Origin of the sequence: Pseudomonas sp. CFBP 8771, assembly GCF_014841695.1 — a bacterium.
Taxonomy (GTDB): domain Bacteria; phylum Pseudomonadota; class Gammaproteobacteria; order Pseudomonadales; family Pseudomonadaceae; genus Aquipseudomonas; species Aquipseudomonas baltica.
The window spans coordinates 159,085-181,167 of sequence record NZ_JACYUJ010000002.1 but is presented as its reverse complement, the minus strand read 5'-3'; the positions used below and the strand labels follow the sequence as shown (position 1 = coordinate 181,167).

The window sequence follows — 22,083 nt, the reverse complement described above, 5'->3', positions numbered from 1 at the left end:
CCTGTGGGAACGGGGAGGGCGGCGAGTTCTCTGTGGGAGCGGGGCTCTGCCCGCGAATGGCCCCACTTCGATTCAGGTCGCGAGCGCTCGTGGTCTGTTGGCCTGTGGCAAGGGTCCATCGGCCACCTGAGGCGGGCCGGCTTCCACGCCCAGCAGCCCTAACAGGCGTCGGCGAATGGCATTGAAGGCCGGTGTGCCTTTTTCCCTAGGGCGATCCAGGCCAATGGGCAGCGCTTCGGCAATGCGCCCGTTCTTGAGCACGATGATGCGATCGGCCAGCAGGATCGCTTCCTCGACATCGTGGGTGACCAGCAGCACTGCAGGCCCGTGGGCACGCCACAGATCGATGATCAACTGATGCATGCGAATGCGGGTCAGCGCATCGAGGGCGGCGAACGGTTCGTCCAGCAGCAGCAGGCGAGGCTCGCGCACCAGGCTGCGGGCCAATGCCACGCGCTGGGCTTCACCCCCGGACAAGGTGGCGGGAAAGGCATCGAGCCGATGCGCCAAACCCACTTCGGTCAGCGCCTTGACCGCACGCTCGCGGGCCTGGGGGGTGCGCACGCCCAAGGTGACGTTCTTCCACACGCGCTTCCACGGCATCAGCCGCGGTTCCTGGAACACCGCCGAGCGGGCCGCGGGCACCAGCAGGCGGCCACCTTCGATCGGGTCGAGCCCGGCCAGCGAGCGCAGCAGGGTGGTCTTGCCCGAGCCGCTGGCGCCCAGCAGGGCAACGAACTCGCCGGGCGCGATGTCCAGGTTCAAGCCGTCGATGACACGGTTGGTGCCGAACTGACGCACCACGTTCTGCAGGCTCACGGCGGGTTGTGGGTGCAACGGGCGGGTGACGTTGTGTGCGGTCATGGGATCAGCTCTTCACGAAGGAGGGGCGCCAGGCCAGGGCGTAGTGCTCCAGGGCGCGGATGATGCCGTCGATCAGCAGCCCCAGCAGGCTGTACACCAGCAGGCAGATGACGATGATGTCGGTGCGCATGAAGTCGCGCGCGTCGCTGGCCAGGAAGCCGATGCCGGAGGTGGCGTTGATCTGCTCGACGAACACCAGCGCCAGCCAGGAGATCGCCAGCGAATAGCGCAGGCCGACGAAGAACGACGGCAGCGCGCCGGGCAATATCACGTGCCAGACCAGTTCGCGACGGTTCAGCCCCAGGGTGTTGCCGGCTTCGATCAGCTTGGGGTCGATGCTGCGGATGCCGGCGAACAGGTTCAGGTACACCGGAAAGGTGGTGCCCATGACGATCAGCGCGACCTTGGTGAATTCGCCGATGCCGAACCACAGAATGAACAGCGGCACCAGCGCCAGTGAGGGTACGGTGCGCAGCATCTGCATGGGTGAGTCGAGCAGCACTTCGCCACGCCGCGAAAGGCCGGTGAGCAGGGCCGCAGCGGTGCCGATGAACACACCAATGGCCAGGCCCGACACCGCGCGCTGCAGGGATATCAGCAGATGCGCCGGGAGCTCGCCGCTGATGGTCAGCGCCCAGAACGTCACACCGATGCTCGACGGCGCGGCGATGATACGCGGCGGGATCAGCCCGACCCGCGAGGCCAGCTCCCAGAGCACCAGGATCGCCAGCGGGCTCAGCAGCCTGAGCACGAAGCCTGGCACGCGCACGCCGCGGCGGGGTGCGCTGGGGGTGACTTCGAGCATGTGGATGGGCGCTCTGGCGATCGGCGCAGAGGCGATTTCAGGTGGCATAGTCTTGGCCCTCGCGGTCCAGTTGACGGATCAAGGCGTCCCAGTGCAGTTGGATCTTGGGGTTGTCGCCGCTGGCTGCACTGGCGGACTGCTGGTGCACCTTGTCGATGGCCGCCTGCGGTGCCAGCAGCAGCTCGGCATTGCCGCCGGCCTGGGCGGCGATCTGGATGTTGCAGGCGCGCTCCAGACCATGCAGTTCGCGGAAGGCGTGCTCGACACTGACGCCTCCGGTCAACAGGCCGTGGTTGCGCAGGATGAGGATGTTGCTGTTGCCCAGGTTGCGGACCAGGCGCGTCTGTTCGTCCAGATCCAGCGCGATGCCTTCATAACCGTGGTAGGCCACGCGGCTGTAGTAGAGCAGCGCGTGCTGGGACAGCGGCAGCAAGCCGTTGCGCTGGGCCGACACTGCCGCACCATCGCGGGTATGGGTGTGCAGCACCGCTTTGAGGTCGGGACGTGCGCGGTGGATGGCGCTGTGGATCACGTAGCCGGCGTGGTTGATGCCCAGACCCAGCGGATCGTCGATCAGCTCACCGTCGATATCCACCTTGACCAGATTGGACGCGGTGATTTCATCGAACAGCAGGCCGAAGGCGTTGATCAGGAAGTGCTCCTGATCACCCGGCACACGGGCCGAGAAGTGCGTGTAGATATGGTCGGTCCAGCGCAGTTGCGCGGCCAGGCGATAGGCGGCCGCGAGCTTGACGCGCACCTCCCATTCCTGCGGCGTGACACGCTGGCGCAGCGTGGGCGTGGAATCGTGCAGAACGGACAACGAAGTCATCGGGTCTCTCCTGAAAAACGTGCGTGCCGGCGGCGACGGCACATGAGTGCGATCGCCGCTCGGTCCGGTTTCATCAGGTCCCGAGCAGCCAGTGATGTAGGGGCGTTGCGGTGTCAGATCACCTTGAAGCCGTGGGTGCCGTCCCTGGCCAGTTGCTCGACCAGACCGAACTCCCAATCCAGGTAGCCTTGCATGGCTTGGCGAGGGTTGTCGGTGCCCTCGTAGGGGCGCCGGTAGCGATCGCTGCGGGGCACGGCCAGATGGCGTTCGCCGGTTTCCACCGGCAGGCCCTGGGCCACCCAGGCGGCGTTGCCACCTTCGAGGAGGAACACCGGTTTGCCGGTCAACGCCTGCAGATCGGCCACCGCGAAGCGCGCCAGCAGGCCGCTGCCGCAGGTCACCACGTAGCGTTCGGCCACGGGTACGTTCTCCAGGGCCTGGGGCAATTGCGCGCGCAGTGCCCAATGGGCACCGGCGATATGACGTTGCACGTGGTTGGCGCTGCTGGTGAAGTCGAACACCTGGGTGTTGCCCTCGCGTTGCCACCGAGCGAGCGTTGCCGGGCTGATCGTCTCGGCTTCCGGCAGGGTCGGCAGGGGCGTCTGCCAGGCGCCGTCGGCCGTGAAATCGCTGGACTGTGCATCGTCCAGCACGAACACGTCCCAACCCATCTGGGCCAGCCACGACGCGCTCATGTTGGCGCGTACGCCGTCGTCGTCCACCAGCACCAGCCGCGCACCGCGCACGCTGGCGAAATGATCGGTTTCCTGCACCAACTGGCCGCCCGGGGTGGAGCGCGCCGCAGGCAGGTGCCCGGCCGCGTATTCTTCCGGGGTGCGCACGTCGAACACATAGGTGGTGCGGCCCTGTTCGGTTTGCCAGCGGGCCAGCGCTGCAAGCGTCGCGCGTTGCACACCGGCCCTGTCCGCGACAGCGCGTGCCGACTGCGCCGCTGCCGCGCGGGTGTGCTCGGCGACTTCGCCGAAGCGATGTTGCTGGCCATGTTCCAGTGCCTGACCGGCGAGTGTCCAGCCAATGGTGCCGTTGCGCAGCGCCGACACCGGGTTGGGAATGCCCGCATTGACCAGCGACTGCGTGCCGATGATGCTGCGGGTGCGACCGGCGCAGTTGACGATCACCCGGGTCTGCGGATCGGGCGCGAGCTCGCGGATGCGCAGCACCAGTTCGGCGCCCGGCACACTGATGCCGCCCGGAATGCTCATGGTCTGGTATTCGTCGAAGCGTCGTGCGTCGACCACCACCACGTCGGCCCGGCTGTCGAGCAGGGCCTGCACGTCCTCGGCCGCCAGTGAAGGCGTATGCAGCAGGCTTTCGACCAGCTCGCCGAAGGCCTTGCTCGGTACGTTGACGTCGCGAAACAGCTCGCCGCCTGCATCGTGCCAGCCGGCAAGCCCGCCTTGCAGCAGCGCCACATCGGTATAACCGAGCGCTTGCAAGCGTTGCGCGGCCACGGCGGCAAGGCCTTCGCCTTCGTCATAGACGGTGATGGCCGTATCGCGGCGCGGTACCCGGGCGTAGATGTCCAGTTCCAGCCGGGACAGGGGGATATTGGCGGCGAACAGCGGGTGAGCCTCGGCGAAAGGCGCCTCTTCGCGGACATCGATCAATGCCACTTCCTGGCCGTCCAGCAGTGCCTGGCGCAAGGTGGAGTAGGGGCGTACGGCAATCTGGCTCATGCAGGTGAACTCTCTTTTGGCGGGCGCTCTTTGGACAAGTCCCAGAAATTGGGGATACCGGCATTGGAATAACCGGAAATGAATGGCTTTTCTTCGCCGTTTTCGCTGTACACAGCGCGCGCTACCGCGCCGATATTGGCGCCGTAGACATGGATGCTGATGGACACCCGATCGTGGAAGGCATTGCTGACTTGATGGATGTCGCCGATGTTGGGTGATACCGCTTCGACCTGGCCCGGCCCGAGGCGGATCGGCGCGCCGTCGGGCACCAGGCGCCCATCGGCTTCGCGGCTGAAGCCTTGGGAAAACTCGGCACCGCGCAACATGCCGATCAGGCCCCAGACGCGATGGTCATGGATCGGTGTGCTCTGCCCAGGGCCCCAGATGAAGCTCACCACGGAAAAGCGCTGGCGGGCGTCGGCGTGCAGCAGGAATTGCTGGTAGCGTTGCGGATCGGGCTGGGCAGCGATGGCCGGCAGCCAGTCGTCGTGGCTGACCAGCCGCTGCAGCAGCACTGCGCCTTGTTCCAGCACCGCCGGCTCGCTGGGTTCGCGATCCAGCAACTCGGCCAGGTCGCCGACGAACTGGCGAAAGCGGTCATAGCGCAGTGGATGAGTCATTTCAGTAGCCCTCGAACAGATTCGTTATTACCCTAGCAAAGGGATTAAGCTTCCCGAAATTCAATTTGTTCATAAGCTAATATGCGAAAAGCGAATGAAGATAGATGACATCCAAGCGTTCCTGGCAGTCGTGCGCCTGCAGTCCCTGAGCGTGGCCGCCGAATCCCTGCAGCTGACTCAGTCCGCCGTCACCCGGCGCCTGCAAAGTCTCGAAGAGTCGCTGGGCGCAATTCTGCTCGACCGGCACACCAAGCCGATGAAACCCACGGCCATCGGCCTGCGCGTGTATGAACGCTGCCAGGGCGTGATGCGCGAGGTCGATTCGCTGCACGAGCTGGTGGCGGAAGACGCAGCGCCCTCCGGCACTCTGCGCCTCGGCGTGCCGCAGACGGTCGGTGACGCCGTGCTGCTCGATGCCCTGCAAGCCTTGAAGCAGCGCTTCGTCGATTTGCACGTGCAGGTTGCCCACGGCTGGGGTGGACAGCTGGTCCAGCGTATCCAGCACCGTGAGCTGGATGCGGCTGCGGCGCTGTTCCCGGCAGGCAAGGTGTTTCCCGACGGCGTGGTGGGTCACTCGCTGGCACGCATGCCGCTTCTGGTGGTTGGGGCCAAGGGCCTGGATTTCGGCAAACGCTGCAAGCTGGCCGACTGCCAAGGCGAAGGTTGGGTGCTGAATCCCGACGGTTGTGGCTTTCGCGCTGGCCTTTCGCACGCCCTGGCCGAGCAGGGCCTGAGCCTGAAACTGAACCTGGAGACCTTCGGCACCGACCTGCAATTGGGCCTGGCGGCCAGCGGCATGGGCCTGGGTCTGGTCCCGGCACCGCTGTTGCAGCACAGTCGCCACCGCGAACAACTGCAGGTTCTGCAGGTGGCGGATTTCAAACCCATGGTCGACCTGTGGCTGGTGCATGCGGCGTTCGTCGGCAACCTGCAAGGCGCGATCAGGCTGTTCGGGGAAAGCGTGGCACACGGGATGAATACGGACTGATGGAGCAAGATACGTGCGCGTTTAGCATATTAGGATATTCCTAAAATGATCTTTACTCATGTCCTTGAAGGTGCGTAGATTAGTCCACAACCACAGCGCTGCCGCTTCGAGTTGCGTTGCCGTGCACTTGTCCGACCGAGTTCTCGCCATGCCCCAGTTAGACCCCGGCGCCCTTGCCGCGCTCACCGAACGAATGGCACTGCACGCCGAGCGCTACGACCGCAGTGGCGAGTTCCCCCATGACAACATCGACCACCTGCACAGCCTCGGCCTGCTCGCGCTGACCGTGCCCACGGCCTATGGCGGCGGCGGGGCCGACCTGGCAACAGCGCAGAAAGTGGTGGCCGCAGTCGCCAAGGGCGAGCCGGCGACGGCGTTGATCCTGGTCATGCAGTACCTGCAGCAGGCCCGTCTGCACCAGAGCGAGCGTTGGCCTCAGGCATGGAAGCAGCGCCTGGCGCTGGACGCCGTGGAAAGCGGGGCGCTGATCAACTCGCTGCGGGTCGAGCCCGAACTGGGCACGCCGGCCCGCGGCGGCCTGCCCAACACCGTGGCGCGACGTACCGCCGAGGGCTGGCGACTGGGCGGCCGCAAGATCTATTCCACTGGCAGCCACGGCCTGACCTGGCTGCTGGTGTGGGCGCGCAGCGATGATGACGATCCGTTGGTGGGTTCCTGGCTGGTGCATCGAGACACCCCCGGAATCACCATCGAAGACACCTGGGACCACTTGGGCATGCGTGCCACGTGCAGCCACGATGTGGTCTTCGACGACGTGCTGGTGCCGTTCGACCAGGCCGTCAGCGTAAGTCCGGCCAGCACGCCGCAGCCGGAACTGGACGGCGAAGGCCTTCTGTGGATGGCGGTGCTGATGTCCAGTGTCTACGACGGCGTCGCCCAGGCCGCACGTGATTCGTTCATCGATTGGCTGCAGCACCGCGTACCGGCCAATCTCGGTGCCGCCCTGGCGACGCTGCCGCGCTTCCAGGAACGGGTCGGCGAGATCGACAGCCTGCTGCTGGCCAACCAGGCCCTGTTGCAATCGGCCGCCGAAGGCCGCCTGCCCGCCGAGCGCTGGCCCGCCATCAAGTACCTGGTGTGCAACCAGGCCATACGCGCCGTGACTCTGGCCATCGAAGCCGGCGGCAACCCGGCGCTGGACCGTCGCAACGCGCTGGAAAGGCACTACCGCAACGTGCTCTGCGCGCGCATTCACACGCCTCAGGATGACAGCGCCCTGGTTGCAATAGGGCGTCAGGCACTGGCGCTCTGACACCCATCAACGAGCTCACGAAATTTTCATGTGCCGCTGATTACAGTGGCGTCCCTTGTTGGGGAGTAGCCTGCTCTGGACCTCGGTCCAGCGCGTTCGTGTCAACATTCTCGGCTGCCTGCCGTGGCACGAACACCTTGTGGTTGGTGAGACCAACGATGCATCCATGCCTAAAGCCGGGCGTGTGGTCGCGTCGTTGACTCATAGCCCGGCTGGATCTTCGACCGTGAACCCCATTTCCATCATCTTCGTCGCCCTGGCGATGTCCACCGACGCCTTCGCCGCCGCCATCGGCAAAGGCGCGACACTGCACAAACCGCGATTCACGGAAGCACTTCGTACGGGTGTCATCTTCGGTGCTATAGAGACCATCACCCCCTTGATAGGGTGGTTCATAGGCCAGGCGGCCACTGAGTACGTTCAAGACTTCGACCACTGGATCGCCTTCGTGCTGTTGGTGGGACTTGGGCTGCACATGATCTACAACGGGGTCAAAGCTGAAGCCCCGGAAGAGGACAAGCCGCAACAGCATTCCTTTGCCATTCTGGCCGTCACCGCCTTTGCCACCAGCATTGATGCTCTTGCGGTTGGCGTAGGCCTGGCCTTCGTCGACGTGAACATCTGGATCGCAGCCGCCGCCATCGGCGTGGCAACCACGGTCATGGTCACGATCGGCGTGATGCTGGGTCGGGTACTGGGCGTCGTGGTGGGCAAGCGCGCGGAAATCGTGGGCGGCATCGTGTTGATGCTGGTCGGTGCGGTGATTCTCTACGAGCATTTGTCTGCGGCGTAATCGGAGCAGTCGACTGCTCATGGGCTGCGTTTTCCGGCCCGGTTGGCGGCGGCAGGTGAGGGGCCGCCGCACAGATCCTGGGAGTGCGTCGTTGGATTACTCGCCCGGCGCCCACACCTCCACGTTCACCGCATCGATCCGCTTGGGAATCAGCTTCTCGTCGTGAAAGGCATCGGCGATCTTCTGCTGCTCGGCCAATCCTTCGCGGGTGACGGGCTGCACATCGTAGCTGCGGCGGGCGTTCGCCTGCTGCACCACTGCCGGGTCAAGATTGCCCCAGAGCGGACCCAGAATCGCGGCGGCGTCGGCCGGGTTCGCCTTGACCCATTTGCCAGTTTCGGCCAAGTCGTCGAACACCGTTTTCAGGATCGCCGGGTTGGCCTTCGCATAAGGCGTGCCTGCCAGATAGTAGCGCTTGTACGCCGCTAGGCCTTCGCTGCCCGCCAGTACGCGGGTAGGTTGGTGCTGCTGCGCGGCACTGAGGAACGGTTCCCACGCCACCCAGGCATCCACCTTCTGGTTTTCGAAGGCGGCGCGACCGTCGGCGATGGTCAGGTAGGCCGGCTTGATGTCAGTGAACGTCAGATCACCCTTGCGCAAGGCCGCCAGCAGCAGGTAGTGAGCCCCTGCCGCCTTGGTGACTGCTACGGTATGGCCACGCAGGTCTGCCAGCGATTTGAGCGGCGAGTCCTGCCGCACGAGAATCGCCTGGGCCTGCGGTGAAGCCGATTCGGACGCGTAGTAGGTGAGCTTGCCGCCGGCAGCTTGAGCGAACACCGGCACCGTGTCGGCAACGTCTGCCGACAGGTCGACGTTGCCGACGTTAAGCGCTTCGAGCAGCGGCTGGCCACTGGCAAATTCGTGCCAGCTGACGCGCACGCCTTTGTCTGCCAGTTGCTTCTCCAGCGTACCTTGCTGCTTGAGCAGCACCATCAGCGTCGAGGACTTCTGGTAACCGATGCGCAGCTGGGTTTCTGCCGCTGCCGAAAAGCTGAAGGCAACGCCGAGCGCAACGCTGAGGCTGGCGGCAAGCAGGTGCCGCGGGGTGAAGAGGGTGGACATGGTTTCAAGTCTCGTCTCCGACGCATCCGCGGGGCGCGGTCGGCTCGAAGAGAACGGGGAAGGGCATGCCGGTGATCCGGTGAAGCGACTATAGAAGAACAGTTCAACGCACGGTAATGGCGTTTAGTTATCAGCTTATGCAGCCTCACCGGCCAAACTGATTCGCACTGCACTTCACCCGCCGGTTCTTTATCGATGCGAAAGGTTCTCAGTAGGCGCCTGTCATCTTCGCATATACAAATTTCTCTTTTAAAAACATACACGTACCTATCACTTCTGTCAGGCGACGTCCAAGGAAACATTACCTAGTGTGGCGGCTTCACTGCGCAGCCCGTTCGCGGGCCTGCGCCGAACAGCCAAGGTAGATAGCCATGAAAGATGAAACGCCGGCGGAACGTACCCTATCCGCACATTTGAAGAATATCGCCGTCAATGCCGAACAGCACCAGACCCTGTCCAAGGTTCAAGGCTGCACGGCAATGGCGATCGCTCAAGGCAGCGTCGACGACCTGATCAAGCTCGGCAAGGGTTTTGACGTAGATCAAGCGCAAGCCTTGCATCAGCGCGCCAGCTCGGTGGCCGTGCTCGCAGCGCGACAGATGCGCGAACAACGCCTCAAGGCCAGCGAGCCGGCTTCGGCGGCCATGGCCCGTAGCGGCGTCCGTGCGCTGGTCGACGGCCCCAGCTTCGAAAGCCAGTTCACCCCCAGTTGGTCGAGCAACTGCATGCCCGGCGCTATCGAGGCAACCTCCTCGCCTGCGGCTTATCTGACCAGTCTTTACCGTCTTGCCACCCAGACCATCGAGCCTCTGGCCATCGAAGGTGAAGCCATCACGCTGGCCAAGCGTCGTCCCGATCTGGTTGACCTGACCTTGGACCCTGTGAGCCTGGAGCGCGTCGAGCCGACTGTAGTGATCGTCAATGAGATTCTCGAGCGCGCCGCGCGCGAGTTTCTGGACGGCCGCAACCGCAGCGAAGAAGCGGTAGACGATGTACTGCTGGCCACCCGTTATCCTTTCCAGTTGCCGTATGAGCGGTATCAGGCGCAGATCAACCATGTGCTGCAGCGCAAGCGCTACCAACTGGGTGACGTGGTTCGACAACTCGATCCCAAGTTCCCCTATTTCAAGGAGCAAGGGTTGCATTCGGCGGCCTCCGACGATGCCCTGCAACTGGACGCCGCGTTTGGCCCCGAGCAGCGCGCGCTGCTGCTGGAAGCGCCTTATTTTCCGCTGACGAACCTGGCCCGCAAGGCCCCAGGCCTCCAGCGCCAGGCAGCCATGGCCGTGGCTCAGGCCAGCTTCTACAACCGTCACTACGGTGTTGCCAACGCCGAGCCGCTGGTGGATATCCCTACCTTCTGCAAGCGCACGGGCATCAACCAGGCGCAACTGGAAGACCTGCTGTCCATTGAAACGCGCGCACCGGTGGCTTCGCCCAATGTGGCCGGGTTGGCGCCGGCATCGCCTGCCGTGGTCGGTTCCAGCTACATCAACGCGGGTACCGCGCCGACCTTGGGCGTGGTCAGTGAGGGTGGGGCGATGCACCGTTTTATCGGCCACACCGATGGCCATTTCGACCGCCTGCAACGCATCATTCGTCTGTCGCGCTGGATGGAGCTGAGCTTCGCCGACATCGATCTGCTGCTATCGGCAGCCTTCAAGACCGAGCACGGCAAGACCCCGCACGCTTTTCAGATCACCGAAAACACCCTGCGCATGCTGGGTCTGTTTCGCCAACTGCAGCGCGATTTCAAGGTAACCGCTGAAGACTTTTCGGCGCTCGTTCATGGCGTAGGCCTGTATGCGTGCGGCAGTGACACGCCGCAGTTCGATCGCATTTTTAATGCCAGCGGCCTGTTTGAAACGCCGTTGTGTCTGGACGACAGCGTATTTCCAATCGTCCCGGCAACGGAGAATCAGTACCGCAAGGTCGATCATCTGTGCAGCGCGCTGGGCATCAGTTTCGAAACCTACGTCTACATCGCTCGCTACATCGCTCAGGGGCTCCACAGTCAGGGCAACGAAAGCATGGCTGACTTCGATATCAACAGCTTGCGGTGGTCCCACGCTGTAGTCTCGGCGTTCTACCGCCTGGTGAAGCTGCCACGCTATCTGGGCATTTCGAGTATCGAGGCGATTGCCTTGCTGCAATTGATCAACCAGAGCGCCAACCAGTACATCAACCGCCTGGCGCAGCCCCGGCTTGCCGTGCATCAGCACTCGGAAACGACTGACACCCTGAGTGTGATCCAGTCCTTGGCCGATGTGATCAAGTGGTGCAACACGCATCAGTTGTCGGTCAACTGGTTGTATCAGCAGGTCATGCCACTGACTCCCGTTGCGGCAGCGACCGAGCACGAGATCGATCTGCTCAAGCAGATTCAATCACGTATGGGAGCGGTATTGGTCAGCCAGGCGACCTTCGTCGAAGCAGGTGCACCGCAGTATTCAGCGGGTGATGCGCCAACTGCGATTGACTGGCTGGCTGAATTCGAAGCGCTCGTTTCCGGTGACGGCCTGATCATTGATCGCAGCATCATGGCCCCCGAGTACGAGGACGAAGCCTACTATACCGAGCGGCTGCTGGAGCTGATCGATCGCGTGATGAGCCGCCATGGCGTCACAGCGATCTCCGACCTGCGCATCAAACTGTTCAGTGTGGTGATGGACGCCCGTGCCGCTCAGCAGAGCCTGGTTTGGGAATGCCTGGCCAGCACCTTGAAGGTGACTGCCGAGCAGTGCCGCGAGCTGCTGCTGTGGGCGCGTGGCACGACCTATCAGTTGCTTGCCGAAGTACTGCGGGTGTTCGCCATCGAGGGGGGCGCCGGTGTCGCGGTGCCCGTGGGCGATGAAGTGCTGACCATCCTGGCACGTCTGGCCCGCCGGGCAGCGATCGCGCAACAGCTGAACGTCAGCGCCATGGCCTTGCGCAGTTTTGTGCGTAACCCTGAGTGGTTCGGCCGCCCGGCGCAAGTTCGCCGAACCAGATCCGCCACCTGGTCGATCGACGACATCGGCTTTGCAGACCTCTACAGCCTGGTGCAGTACCAGCGAGTGGTGAAATTCAGCCGTCGCGGTGAGCAGGAGTTGCTCGACTACCTACAGCTGGTGAACAGCCTGCCCCAAGAGCTCAGCGATGCCGATGCCGAACTTGTGCGCGAAGATGCTGCGGGCAAGATCGCCGGATTTATCGGCTTCGGCACTCGCGACATTCTGCAAACAGCCGCGCTGTTGGCTGACAACGGGATTCTGCTGACGGTGCTGGAACTGGATCACCTGATCCGTATTCGCGAGTTCTGTAACGAGCTGCAATTGGGCACCACGGCAGTGGTCGGCTTGAGTCGGCTGCGCAGCGACAGTTCGCGCAACGACTACCGGGCCGCTGGCGAGGGTGCCTTGGCCAGCTTGACCGCCAGCCTGTCAGGTGAAGGCAAACAAGTGGAAGGTGAACTGGGGCAAAGCGAGTCTTCATGGATCATTGTCGACCGTGAGCTGTTGGTGGCCAGGACCGACGAGGTCGCACGCTTCACCATTACCGTCAGAAACTTCCTGGGCCAGCCGATGGGTGGTATTCGAGTCGCCTGGCGTACCAGCCTGGGCGAACTGCAATTCCCCGCGATGACGGAAACCGACGCCAATGGCGAAATGACCGCGACCCTGATGGCTGGCGATGAGATGGGCACCGCTCAGGTCACCGCCACCTACGGCCTGGACCGGCAGATCCAGGCGCCGCTGGTGCGGATCGATTGCGATGAAAGCACCCTTGACTTCATCGAGGTGCCCCATTACCCGAATCCTGCCGAGGCGCTGGCGGGTGACCGTGAAGAAATCGAGTTTGCGGTGGAACTCGTGGATATGCATGGCAACGTGGGTCGCGATCGTGTGGTGCAGTGGGAGACGGACCTAGGTCAATTCCAGCGTCCGCAGACGCGCACCAATAGCGAAGGCCTGGCGTATGCGACGTTGCACAGCAAGCCGTCGGGTCCGGCCAGCGTGGTAGCGGTGTTCGAGTTCAACGGTAACGAGCACGCGTTTCAACCCGTCAGGTTCCTGGAACAGCCTTACTTTCAATACATACGCTTCGCGAGCGCCATCGCGGCGACCCAGCCGGTAGAGGTCACTTGCCGCATTATCAACCTGGATGAAACGCCTGTAATCGGCGCCACAGTGACTTGGGGTTGCACCGTCGGCGGCTTTGATCAGCAAGCTACGAGCATCACCGATGGGCAGGGTATTGCCCGCATCAATTTCACCGCAGCCCAGGCAGGGTCCGTGATAGTGAGCGTTGATGCCACTGTGTCGGACACCCAATTGCGCCCCCTCGCCAGTGCTGCGACGCCTATCTTCGAGCTGCCAAGACTGGTCGAACATGCACCATTGGAGCAGATTTTCGGCATCGGCCAGTCACGCCCAGCGCAGTTCCGTGTACGCCTGGAGCCAGCATTGAGCCGCTACCCCGTGACGTGGCACCAAGGCAGTAGGGAGCTCGGAACCAGCTACACCGATAGTCAAGGTTGGACCGCATTCGAATATCGCTTCGCGGCGGGTGATCACGGCCAGAAAGTGGTGACAGCGCGAACCATTGGGGTAAACAACGCGGCTGATTTCGCAGTCGCAGTCATGCACGCTCACGAATCTTTACAAGTGTCGTCGCTGGGTGAAACGGGTGATCTGTTGAATCATTCTGATGGCAGCTCGTTCGTCATGGGGCGTGGTGGGCAGGGAGCATTGAGCGTACGTGCTGTCCGTGGGGATATCGGCGATGATCGTGCATGGGTGCAATGGAGCTTGGTTGGCGGCGCTGCCGACATGCAAGGAATTGTCATTTCACCTGCAGCGGGCGAGAAAGCCTATGCCGATGAGCAAGGGCACATGCATTTTGATTTCAATGGGGAGTACGCCGATTTCAAAGAAGGTGGTGCAGCGGATAACGTGCTTGTCTTGAGATTCGAGAGCAATTTGGGTGTCATTGAAACCCGAGAAGTGCATGTGAAGGAGATCGTGACACTTGGCATCTTTCAAGCTTGGAGGCAGCATGACTACCTAAATACCCACGGGCTCAGTGTCCAGCTGAACTCGCAAAGTGGACGTCCGCTGATAGGCGGCACGGTGCACTTCAGGCAAACGGATGGAAACCCCCCGGAAAGACCTCTATTACCAAACAGTGCTGGGGGCTGTGCTTACAGAGGAATCTATACCAGTAATAACCGCTGGGATAACACGCTTACTGTACGCCCGGATACCTGCGCGGTGTTCAGGGACGGAATGAACACTGTTGATCATGTGAACTTTGTTATCCCCGAAGACCGGCGAAATCTGCCGGCGGCGTTCAGAACTGTGGCCAGTAGCAGTGATTCACGCGTACGGTTCGAAGGAAACATTGCTTATGTTCCCAAACGCGCCGAAGTGCCGATGACGGTCAGGGTTCTGTACGGTAACGAACCCGTGCTGGCTATAACTCCTGCTGGCTATAGGGTCGTCTCGACACCTGGAACCTGCGGCCCGGATGGCTACATGGAATTGATGCTGTCCGAGACTCAAACCAGTCCGTACAGCGTGATGGACAATTTCGTAGGCTACGAAATCATGAAGATCATTCCGGAATAAAAGTGTCTGGTTGATCAATTGTATTGCCCTTATTATCGAGATATTATCGTGACCGAGTTCACTGCTGCTCTATTTTCCGCACACCGCGACGCACTGGTCGCCTATTACCTAGGCCAAATAGTTCCGGAACACCCCGTGCCCGGCGCTCGCCGTCTGGAAACCCCTGAGGACTTGTACGAATACCTGCTTATCGACAACCAGGTCAATGCCCCTGTCGATACCAGCCGTATCGCCATGGGCATGGCCAGTCTTCAGCAATACATTCATGCCATCTACAATGGGATGGAGCCTGGCTATCGTGGAATTTTCGACAAGCAGGCGCAGCAACTCTGGCGCGAAAGCAAGAGTGAGTACGCTATCTGGGCGGGTAATCAGATGTTGCAGGATTACCCCGAGAACTACATCGAACCCACACTACGTCTCAATCAGACGCAGGCATTCACGGAATTAACCAACGACATCAATCAGAGTCGTCCGTCCAAAGATTCCGTGCAGCACGCATTGCGGCACTACTTGAACAAGTTCGAACACTTGAGCAATCTGAACGTGGTGGCCGGCTATATTGATGGCGTGGACTTTCGTAATGCCGATTACTACTTTCTGGGGCGGCAGAACGTCGAGCCCTATCAGTATTTCTGGCGCAAGGCCCAGGTACGTTTTGGCGAGGCCACCGGCCAGGCCGAAGGTGACGATTACCTGAGCCCCACTGCCTGGAGCGAGTGGTTGCCGGTAAACATCCCTTCGGGAAGCGAGATCCTGCACATCAGGCCGCTACTACTGGACGGTCGTTTGTATGTCGCGTGGATCAGCCAGCAAGAAAAGATGCGCGAACGCCCCGACGGCGACGACGTGGTAGGTACCCACGAGTCCGTGCCAAGTTACAGTCTGAACGTTGCCTACCAAATGATTGATGGCAGTTGGTCGCCAGCCATGGTCACGGTGCTCATGGATAAGCGTAAATACGATCCAGACGCCGACTATTTCGTGGCCTTTGTCAGCGAGGCCGATCCAGACGACAAGAAAATTGTCTTTGCATATGGCGTGACCGATGCAGACCAGCCTGATTATGAAGGATTGATTTTCGATGCGCGGTTCAATGTGCTGTTTCACGATGTCGTGAACCACACTGGCGTCAGCGGTTATCTGGGAAAAATGCTCAATGCCTTGCAGCATTTCTCCAACGCAGATAATTCGTTGCAACATCCGCTGGCCAGCGACCGCTGGACCCACCCTGCAGTGACTCAAGGCTATGAAGAGGCTTATCATAAAGTTGGCGCTTTGAGTGGGTGGATGCGGTTGGTGACGTGGTTCTGCATCGATAAACAAGGGCGCTACTGCCTGCGCGTTCGTGGTCAAGTCACTAAAGCCTTCATCAACGCCACGACAGAACGCCCGCATAACGCCCATTTAATTTTGAGCTGTTATGTCAGCGGGGTGCAAAAGGCGGGGGCAGAGTTCCGCGACATCGCCCTGAACGGCAATGCCTGGACGCCGGATGTCATGTTTGTGTTTGGCGCACAACCTGGGGACATTCCGTCCACGATCGACATCAGCTTTGGCGACGTGGCGAGCACACCTTCGCGGGATCATTATGTGGTCACGCTCAATGCCTTGCCCGAGGCTCGTCCCAAACTGCGTCACGAGGCGACTGGAGGGCAGTTTCTCGACTTGACCGCGCTGCGGCTGACTGGACTGCAATACGTCCGCCTCAATACGCTGTTTGCCCGAGACCTGGTTGCCAAGGCAAACGTGTCGGTAGATGCCGTACTCAACTGGTCCACCCAGCATATGCAGGAACCGCCGCTTCCGGGTAGCACTGCGGTGAGCTACATGGACTTCCATGGCGCCAACGGACGATATTTCTGGGAGCTGTTTTTCCATGTGCCCCATGCGGTCGCCCAACGTCTGCACAACGAGTTCGATTTCTTCGGTGCCGAAGAGTGGCTCCACTACATCTTCAACCCGCAAGCCAAGATCAAGCCCACCCAGCCGCCCAGCCCCTTGTACTGGTCGGTGCGCCCTCTAGAGGAGGCCAGCAGTGGTGACTATGAAGTGGTCGGTATCACCGATCCCGACGCGATCTGCTATTCACATCCAGAGCACTACCGCAAGGCGATCTTTACCTTGTATGTGCGCAACCTCATGGCCTATGGCGATTCCCTGTACCGTCGCCTGACCCGCGACAGTTTGAACGAGGCGAAGCTGATGTACGTGCGTGCGCTCTCGTTGATGGGTAACAAACCGGACAACCGGATGGTCGGTCGCTGGGAACCTGTCAGCCTGGGCGTGGCTGCTGAAATGAACGGGCAAACGTTCGCACGCTACGAACATCCACTGAGCGCACGCTCGCTACCCGCCATACAGGGCGAGGATCGGCCGTGGTTCGAACTGCTCGACTCCGAACGTTTCCGCCTGCCGGTCAACACCCAGCTGCTGGATATCTGGGACGACATTGCGCGGCGACTCGAGAACCTGCGCAACAATCTGACCATCGACGGCAAGCCGCTGCTGTTGCCGCTCTATGCTCCGCCGGTGGACCCGAAAATGCTGCTGCGCGCGCAGAACAGCGCCAGTGGGCTGGTACAGCGCAGTGTCGGTGGCATGGCGCCGATTCCGCCGTATCGCTTCCGCGCGCTGCTGCCGCGGGTGCAGAATGCGGTGGAGACCCTGATTCGTTTCGGCGAGCAGGTACGCACTTACCGTGAGCTCAAGGATCGTGCCGAGCAGGAAGAACTGCAACAGTCCCACGTCCTGGAGCTGTCGCAGTTCGGGATCAAGCTGCAGGAATTGGCGATCGACCAAGCTGACGCAGGTCTGGTGGCATTGACCAGCAGTCGCCAGGTCATCAAGCAGCGCTTCGACTACTACTCAAAGCTGGCCGAAGAGAACGTTTCGTCGGCAGAGGAGCGGGCCAAGGACCTGAACTTGAAGTCCGCCATCGCCAGCGCAGGCACTCAGGCCCTGGAACGTGTCGCCGGCGCGGTGAATATGGGCTCGGTGATCGTAACGGCTGTGGGCGGTGGACACACCCGTGCCGGTTCGGCCGTCCAGGCTGTGGCCGTGGTTGCCGGAATGGCAGCCGATTCCATGCGTATCAATGGCGAGATGCTTTCCATCAACGAGCAATACCGGCGTCGCCTGGTCGAGTGGGAGTTTCAGCGCGACCAGGCGTCGGCCGAGCTGTCGGCGGTGGACAAGCAGATCAATGCCCAGAAGCTGCAGATAGAATCCGCTCGTGAGCAACTAGCCCATGCCGTACGCAGCGAACAGCAGTCGCAGGACTACTATGCATTTCTGAAAACCCGCAGCACCAATGCCGGCCTGTACCAATGGCTGCTCAGTCAGCTGTCGACCTTTTACTTCCAGGCGTACGATGCGGTTGTCGCGTTGAGCCTGAATCTGGAAGCCTGCTGGCAGTATGAGCTGGGTGATTTCCAGACTCGATTCATCCAGCCCAACGTGTGGTTCGAAAACTACTTCGGCCTCACCGCCGGCGACGCGCTGAAGCTGCAACTGCTGCGCATGGAGGCGGCCTACCTGAAACGCAATGAACGGCGTCTGGAACTGACCAAGACCGTTTCCCTCAAGTCTCTGTTCGAGAAGATAGGCAGCGAAGAGCGCTGGGAGATGGCGCTGACCCAGCTCAAGGAGCGCGGGGAACTGACGTTCGACCTTCACTGCTCGTTGTTCGACGGCGATTACCCGGGGCATTACCTGCGGCAGTTGGTCAGCGTCTCGGTATCACTGCCGGTTGTGGTCGGGCCCTATCAGCAGATCCATGGCGTGTTGACCCAAGTGTCCAGCAAAACCGTGACCAAGGCCGACCTGCGGGCGATGAATTCGCTGTACGGCCTGCCGGATGCGAACACCCAGCATATCCTGTTCAACCCCCGTGCCAGCCAAAGCATCGCCCTGTCCTCTGGCATGGACGATCACGGCCTGTTCATGCTCGACTTCAACGACGAGCGCTACCTGCCGTTCGAGGGAACTGGCGCGGTTTCCAGCTGGCAATTGAAATTCCCTCGCCACGATCGTGCGCCTCAAAGCGCAATGCTCGATACCTTGACTGACATCATCGTCAACCTGCGCTACACCGCAGTGGATGGTGGGCCAGGGTTCGCCAGTCAAGTGGAGGGTCTGCTGGATCAGATGTGATCTGATCCCACCTGGCTGAAACGACAAAGGGGTCGCTCGATGAGCGACCCCTTTGTCGTTATGCATCCGGCGTCCAGTCAGTGGCGAGCTTCCTGCCCCGACATCGCCATCAGCTGCTTCTCCTGATTCCAGTCGAACGGTTCGTCATTCTCCTCGGCTTCGAAACGGCGCTCTTCAAGCGCTTGGTACAGCGCGATTTCTTCGTCGGGCATGTAGTGCAGGCAGTCGCCGGCGAAGAACCACAGCAGGTCGCGCGGCACCAGGTGGGCAATCTGCGGGTAGCGGGTGATCACCTGGCACATGATGTCCTGGCCCAGGTACTGGCTTTCCACCGGGTCGACCGGCAGTTGCGCGCGCAGCTCATCGAAGCGCTCGAGAAACAGCGCGTGGCTTTCCTCAGGGACCTGCTCCGCCTCGCCCAGAGCCACGAGGATGCTGCGCAGATGGTCGAGCAGGACAAGGTGGTATTCGAGATGGTTAATGGCCATGGTGGGGTCCTCTTGAGCGAAACGGGCGCGGGAGTATAAAGCTCCACGCGCCGGCTGTCTTTTCGCAGATCCTCAGCGGACCTTGTCTGCAGTGGGCAGCAGCTCTCCCTTGCTGAAGTCGTCGACGTCGATCACCTTGCGCCGCGCAGCTTCTGCCTGGTGCAGGGTCTGCGCCTCGGCGGGTTGCAGCACGCCGGCGTGCAGGGCTGCATCGATCAGCGACTGGCCGGGTGTAGCGCTGAATTGCCGCGCCTTGTAGGCCTGTTGCAGTTTCCTGTGCAGCGGCTGGCTGTCGCGCAGCAGGTCGAACGCCACTTGCAGCGCGCCGACCGGATCGTCCGCGCCCTGTGGGCGGTAGCAGCCGGCCAGCAGTTCTTCCAGCGCCGGGTCGCCTTTGTGGCGACCGGTGATGGCCGCCACTTCGGCTTCCAGCTTGTCGGAAGGCCCGGTGTGTCGCCGACCGAACGGGAAGACTACGCCACGCAGCAGATACCCGAGCGCCTTGTTGGGGAAGTTTTTCAAGATGGCATCCAGCGCGTGCTCGGCCTGGCCCAGGCTTTCTTCCATGGCCCAGCACAACAGCGGCCGCAGATGCTCGGGCGAGTTCTGGTCGTGATAGCGCTTGAGCGCTGCAGAACTCAGGTACAGGTAGCTGAGCACATCGCCCAGACGCGCCGACAGCCGCTCGCGACGCTTGAGCTCGCCACCGAGCAGCATCATGCTCAGGTCCGCCAGCAGGGCAAAGGCAGCTGCCTGCCGGTTCAGGGCGCGGAAATAGCCTTGGGCAAGACGGTCACCCGGCGCCTGTTCGAAGTGGCCCAGGCCCAGGTTCAAGACAAAGGTACTGGCCGCGTTACCGACGGCGAAGCCGATGTGCTTGAGCAGCAGCGCGTCGAACTCCAGCAGTGCCTGATCCTGGTCTTCGCGGCCAGCCAGGGCCATTTCCTTGAGCACGAACGGGTGGCAGCGGATGGCACCCTGGCCGAAGATCATCAGGTTGCGCGACAGAATGTTCGCGCCCTCCACGGTGATGAAGATCGGTGCGCCCTGCCAGTTGCGACCCAGGTAGTTGTTGGGGCCCATGATGATGCCCTTGCCACCGTGGACATCCATGGCGTGGGTGATGCAATCGCGGCCGCGTTCGGTCAGGTGGTACTTGAGAATGGCCGAAAGCACCGAGGGTTTCTCCCCCAGGTCTACCGCATTGGCGGTCAGCATGCGGGCGCTGTCCATCAGCCAGACGTTGCCACCAATCCTGGCGAGAGATTCCTGGATCCCTTCGAAGGCCGCCAGCGGGACGTTGAACTGCTCGCGAATCTGCGCGTATTGGCCTGTGACCAGGCTGGTGTACTTGGCGGCACCGGTGCCAACTGCCGGCAAGGAGATCGAACGACCCACCGACAGGCAATTCATCAGCATCATCCAGCCCTTGCCCAGCATCGGCTGGCCGCCGATGAGGTAGTCGAGGGGGATGAACACGTCCTTGCCCGAATTCGGCCCGTTCATGAAAGCAGCGCCGAGTGGCAAGTGGCGACGACCGATTTCCACACCCGGTGTGTCGGTCGGAATCAGCGCCAGGCTGATGCCCAGGTTTTCCTTGTCGCCCAGCAAGTGCTCGGGGTCGTGGGCCTTGAAGGCCAGGCCAAGCAGGGTGGCGATCGGACCCAGGGTGATGTAGCGCTTTTCCCAGGTCAGGCGGATGCCGATGACTTCCTCACCTTGCCACTGGCCTTTGCAGATGACACCGACGTCGGGCATCGCGCCCGCATCCGAGCCTGCCAGGGGGCCGGTGAGCGCGAAGCAGGGGATGTCGTCGCCGCGTGCCAGGCGAGGCAGGTAGTGATTGCGCTGCTCGTCGGTGCCGTAGTGCAGCAGCAGTTCAGCGGGGCCGAGCGAGTTCGGCACCATGACGGTAGACGCGAGGTCGCCACTGCGAGTGGCCAGCTTCATCGCCACTTGGGAGTGGGCGTAGGCCGAAAAGCCCTTGCCGCCATATTCCTTTGGAATGATCAGGGCGAAAAAGCCATGCTCTTTGATGTGGGTCCAGGCGGCCGGCGGCAGGTCCATGTCCTGACCGATCTGCCAGTCGCTGACCATGGCGCAGAGCTCCTCGGTCGGGCCATCGATGAACGCCTGTTCTTCTGCGCTCAACTGCACCTTGGGGTAGGCCAGCAAGATGTTCCAGTCGGGCCGGCCGCTGAACAGTTCGCCATCCCACCAGACCGTGCCGGCGTCGATCGCATCGCGCTCGGTGTCGGACATCGGCGGCAGGGTCTTCTTGAACCAGCGAAACAACGGGGCGCTGAAATGCTTGCGGCGCAGCTCTGGCAGCAGCAATGGCAGCGCGCTGGCAATCAGCAACAGCCAGAGCAGCGTCAGCAACCATCCAGGCGCGTGACTGGCCGCGCCCATGATCACCAGAAACACGGCGACGATACCCATGGCGGGCAGGGCGGCAATGCGCCGATGAGCCAGCCAGGCGATGCCGACCACGAGGGCGACGATCCACAACAACAACATAGTGTTTTCTCCGTGTAAGCCAGGCGGGACGAACCACCTGCAGTTGCCGTCGACACGGGGCGGCAGACGGGAAAACGGTGGCCAGGCACGTAAGCTTCGTGTGGGACAGATCCGGTACTTGCCTGGATAGTGACCGTTGCAGGGTAGGGGAGTTCGCGGCGCAGAAGGCCGCAGGTAGTTGCCCGGAACGTTCGCTGGCCGCTGTGGCCCTATCTGCATGGGCGCTCGCGGCACGCGTGGGACTGATGTGCACTATCGACAACAGTCACTTTACGGGGGCGGTCACCGCGCCCATCATGGAGTCAGCTGTTACACATCTGGTTGCAAATCATCGCAGTCGCCCTTACTTCATCACCACTCTCAACACGGCGTATAGA

At 61.8% G+C, this 22,083-nt stretch carries 12 protein-coding genes and 1 pseudogene; 5 read left to right on the top strand and 8 right to left on the bottom strand.

Annotation, left to right across the window (positions count from 1 at the left end):
* Window positions 1-72: 72 nt before the first annotated feature.
* From IFT80_RS05360 to IFT80_RS05340, 5 genes and pseudogenes are all read right to left on the bottom strand, one after another.
* Window positions 73-864 carry an ABC transporter ATP-binding protein gene (locus tag IFT80_RS05360; RefSeq protein ID WP_192104066.1) on the bottom strand — a complete coding sequence of 264 codons (792 nt, stop codon included), beginning with the start codon at window positions 862-864 and terminating at the stop codon, window positions 73-75.
* 4 nt (window positions 865-868) lie between these two features.
* A pseudogene (locus tag IFT80_RS05355) lies at window positions 869-1,642 on the bottom strand (ABC transporter permease); the annotation flags it as partial.
* 64 nt (window positions 1,643-1,706) lie between these two features.
* Complete coding sequence (locus IFT80_RS05350; RefSeq protein ID WP_192136934.1) at window positions 1,707-2,501, bottom strand: class II aldolase/adducin family protein; 795 nt, start codon at window positions 2,499-2,501, stop codon at window positions 1,707-1,709.
* Window positions 2,502-2,614: 113 nt separating this feature from the next.
* Window positions 2,615-4,198, bottom strand: coding sequence for a rhodanese homology domain-containing protein (locus IFT80_RS05345; protein ID WP_192057573.1), 1,584 nt, complete (start codon window positions 4,196-4,198; stop codon window positions 2,615-2,617).
* Window positions 4,195-4,818: a cysteine dioxygenase family protein gene (locus tag IFT80_RS05340; protein ID WP_192136933.1), complete on the bottom strand. Its 624-nt coding sequence runs from the start codon at window positions 4,816-4,818 to the stop codon at window positions 4,195-4,197. Before IFT80_RS05340 ends, IFT80_RS05345 begins: the two co-directional genes overlap by 4 nt.
* A 94-nt stretch (window positions 4,819-4,912) precedes the next feature.
* Between IFT80_RS05340 and IFT80_RS05335 the strand changes: the two genes are divergently transcribed.
* The 3 genes from IFT80_RS05335 to mntP all read left to right on the top strand — a co-directional run bounded on the left by IFT80_RS05335 (window position 4,913) and on the right by mntP (window position 7,872).
* Complete coding sequence (locus tag IFT80_RS05335) at window positions 4,913-5,806, top strand: LysR family transcriptional regulator (protein ID WP_192136932.1); 894 nt, start codon at window positions 4,913-4,915, stop codon at window positions 5,804-5,806.
* A 148-nt stretch (window positions 5,807-5,954) separates the two neighbouring features.
* Entirely contained in the window at window positions 5,955-7,079 is a 1,125-nt protein-coding gene (locus IFT80_RS05330; protein ID WP_192136931.1) for an acyl-CoA dehydrogenase family protein, read from the top strand.
* A 226-nt stretch (window positions 7,080-7,305) separates the two neighbouring features.
* Window positions 7,306-7,872: a manganese efflux pump MntP gene (gene mntP / locus IFT80_RS05325; RefSeq protein ID WP_192137121.1), complete on the top strand. Its 567-nt coding sequence runs from the start codon at window positions 7,306-7,308 to the stop codon at window positions 7,870-7,872.
* Window positions 7,873-7,968: 96 nt separating this feature from the next.
* On the opposite strand, the gene IFT80_RS05320 is transcribed toward mntP, so the two are convergent.
* Window positions 7,969-8,934, bottom strand: a complete 966-nt coding sequence (locus tag IFT80_RS05320) for an aliphatic sulfonate ABC transporter substrate-binding protein (RefSeq protein WP_192136930.1) — start codon at window positions 8,932-8,934, stop codon at window positions 7,969-7,971.
* Between the two features lie 371 nt (window positions 8,935-9,305).
* On the opposite strand from IFT80_RS05320, the gene IFT80_RS05315 reads away from it, so the two are divergent.
* Window positions 9,306-14,543 carry a Tc toxin subunit A gene (locus IFT80_RS05315; RefSeq protein ID WP_192136929.1) on the top strand — a complete coding sequence of 1,746 codons (5,238 nt, stop codon included), beginning with the start codon at window positions 9,306-9,308 and terminating at the stop codon, window positions 14,541-14,543.
* 48 nt (window positions 14,544-14,591) lie between these two features.
* Window positions 14,592-18,698: a Tc toxin subunit A-related protein gene (locus IFT80_RS05310; protein ID WP_342214333.1), complete on the top strand. Its 4,107-nt coding sequence runs from the start codon at window positions 14,592-14,594 to the stop codon at window positions 18,696-18,698.
* Between the two features lie 77 nt (window positions 18,699-18,775).
* Here the strand turns inward: IFT80_RS05310 and IFT80_RS05305 are convergent, their stop codons facing one another.
* Together IFT80_RS05305 and IFT80_RS05300 are read right to left on the bottom strand one after the other, a co-directional pair.
* A complete protein-coding gene (locus IFT80_RS05305; protein ID WP_192136927.1) occupies window positions 18,776-19,186 on the bottom strand; it encodes a PA2817 family protein in 411 nt (136 codons plus the stop codon).
* Between the two features lie 72 nt (window positions 19,187-19,258).
* Complete coding sequence (locus IFT80_RS05300) at window positions 19,259-21,706, bottom strand: acyl-CoA dehydrogenase (RefSeq protein WP_192136926.1); 2,448 nt, start codon at window positions 21,704-21,706, stop codon at window positions 19,259-19,261.
* Between the last annotated feature and the right edge of the window lie 377 nt (window positions 21,707-22,083).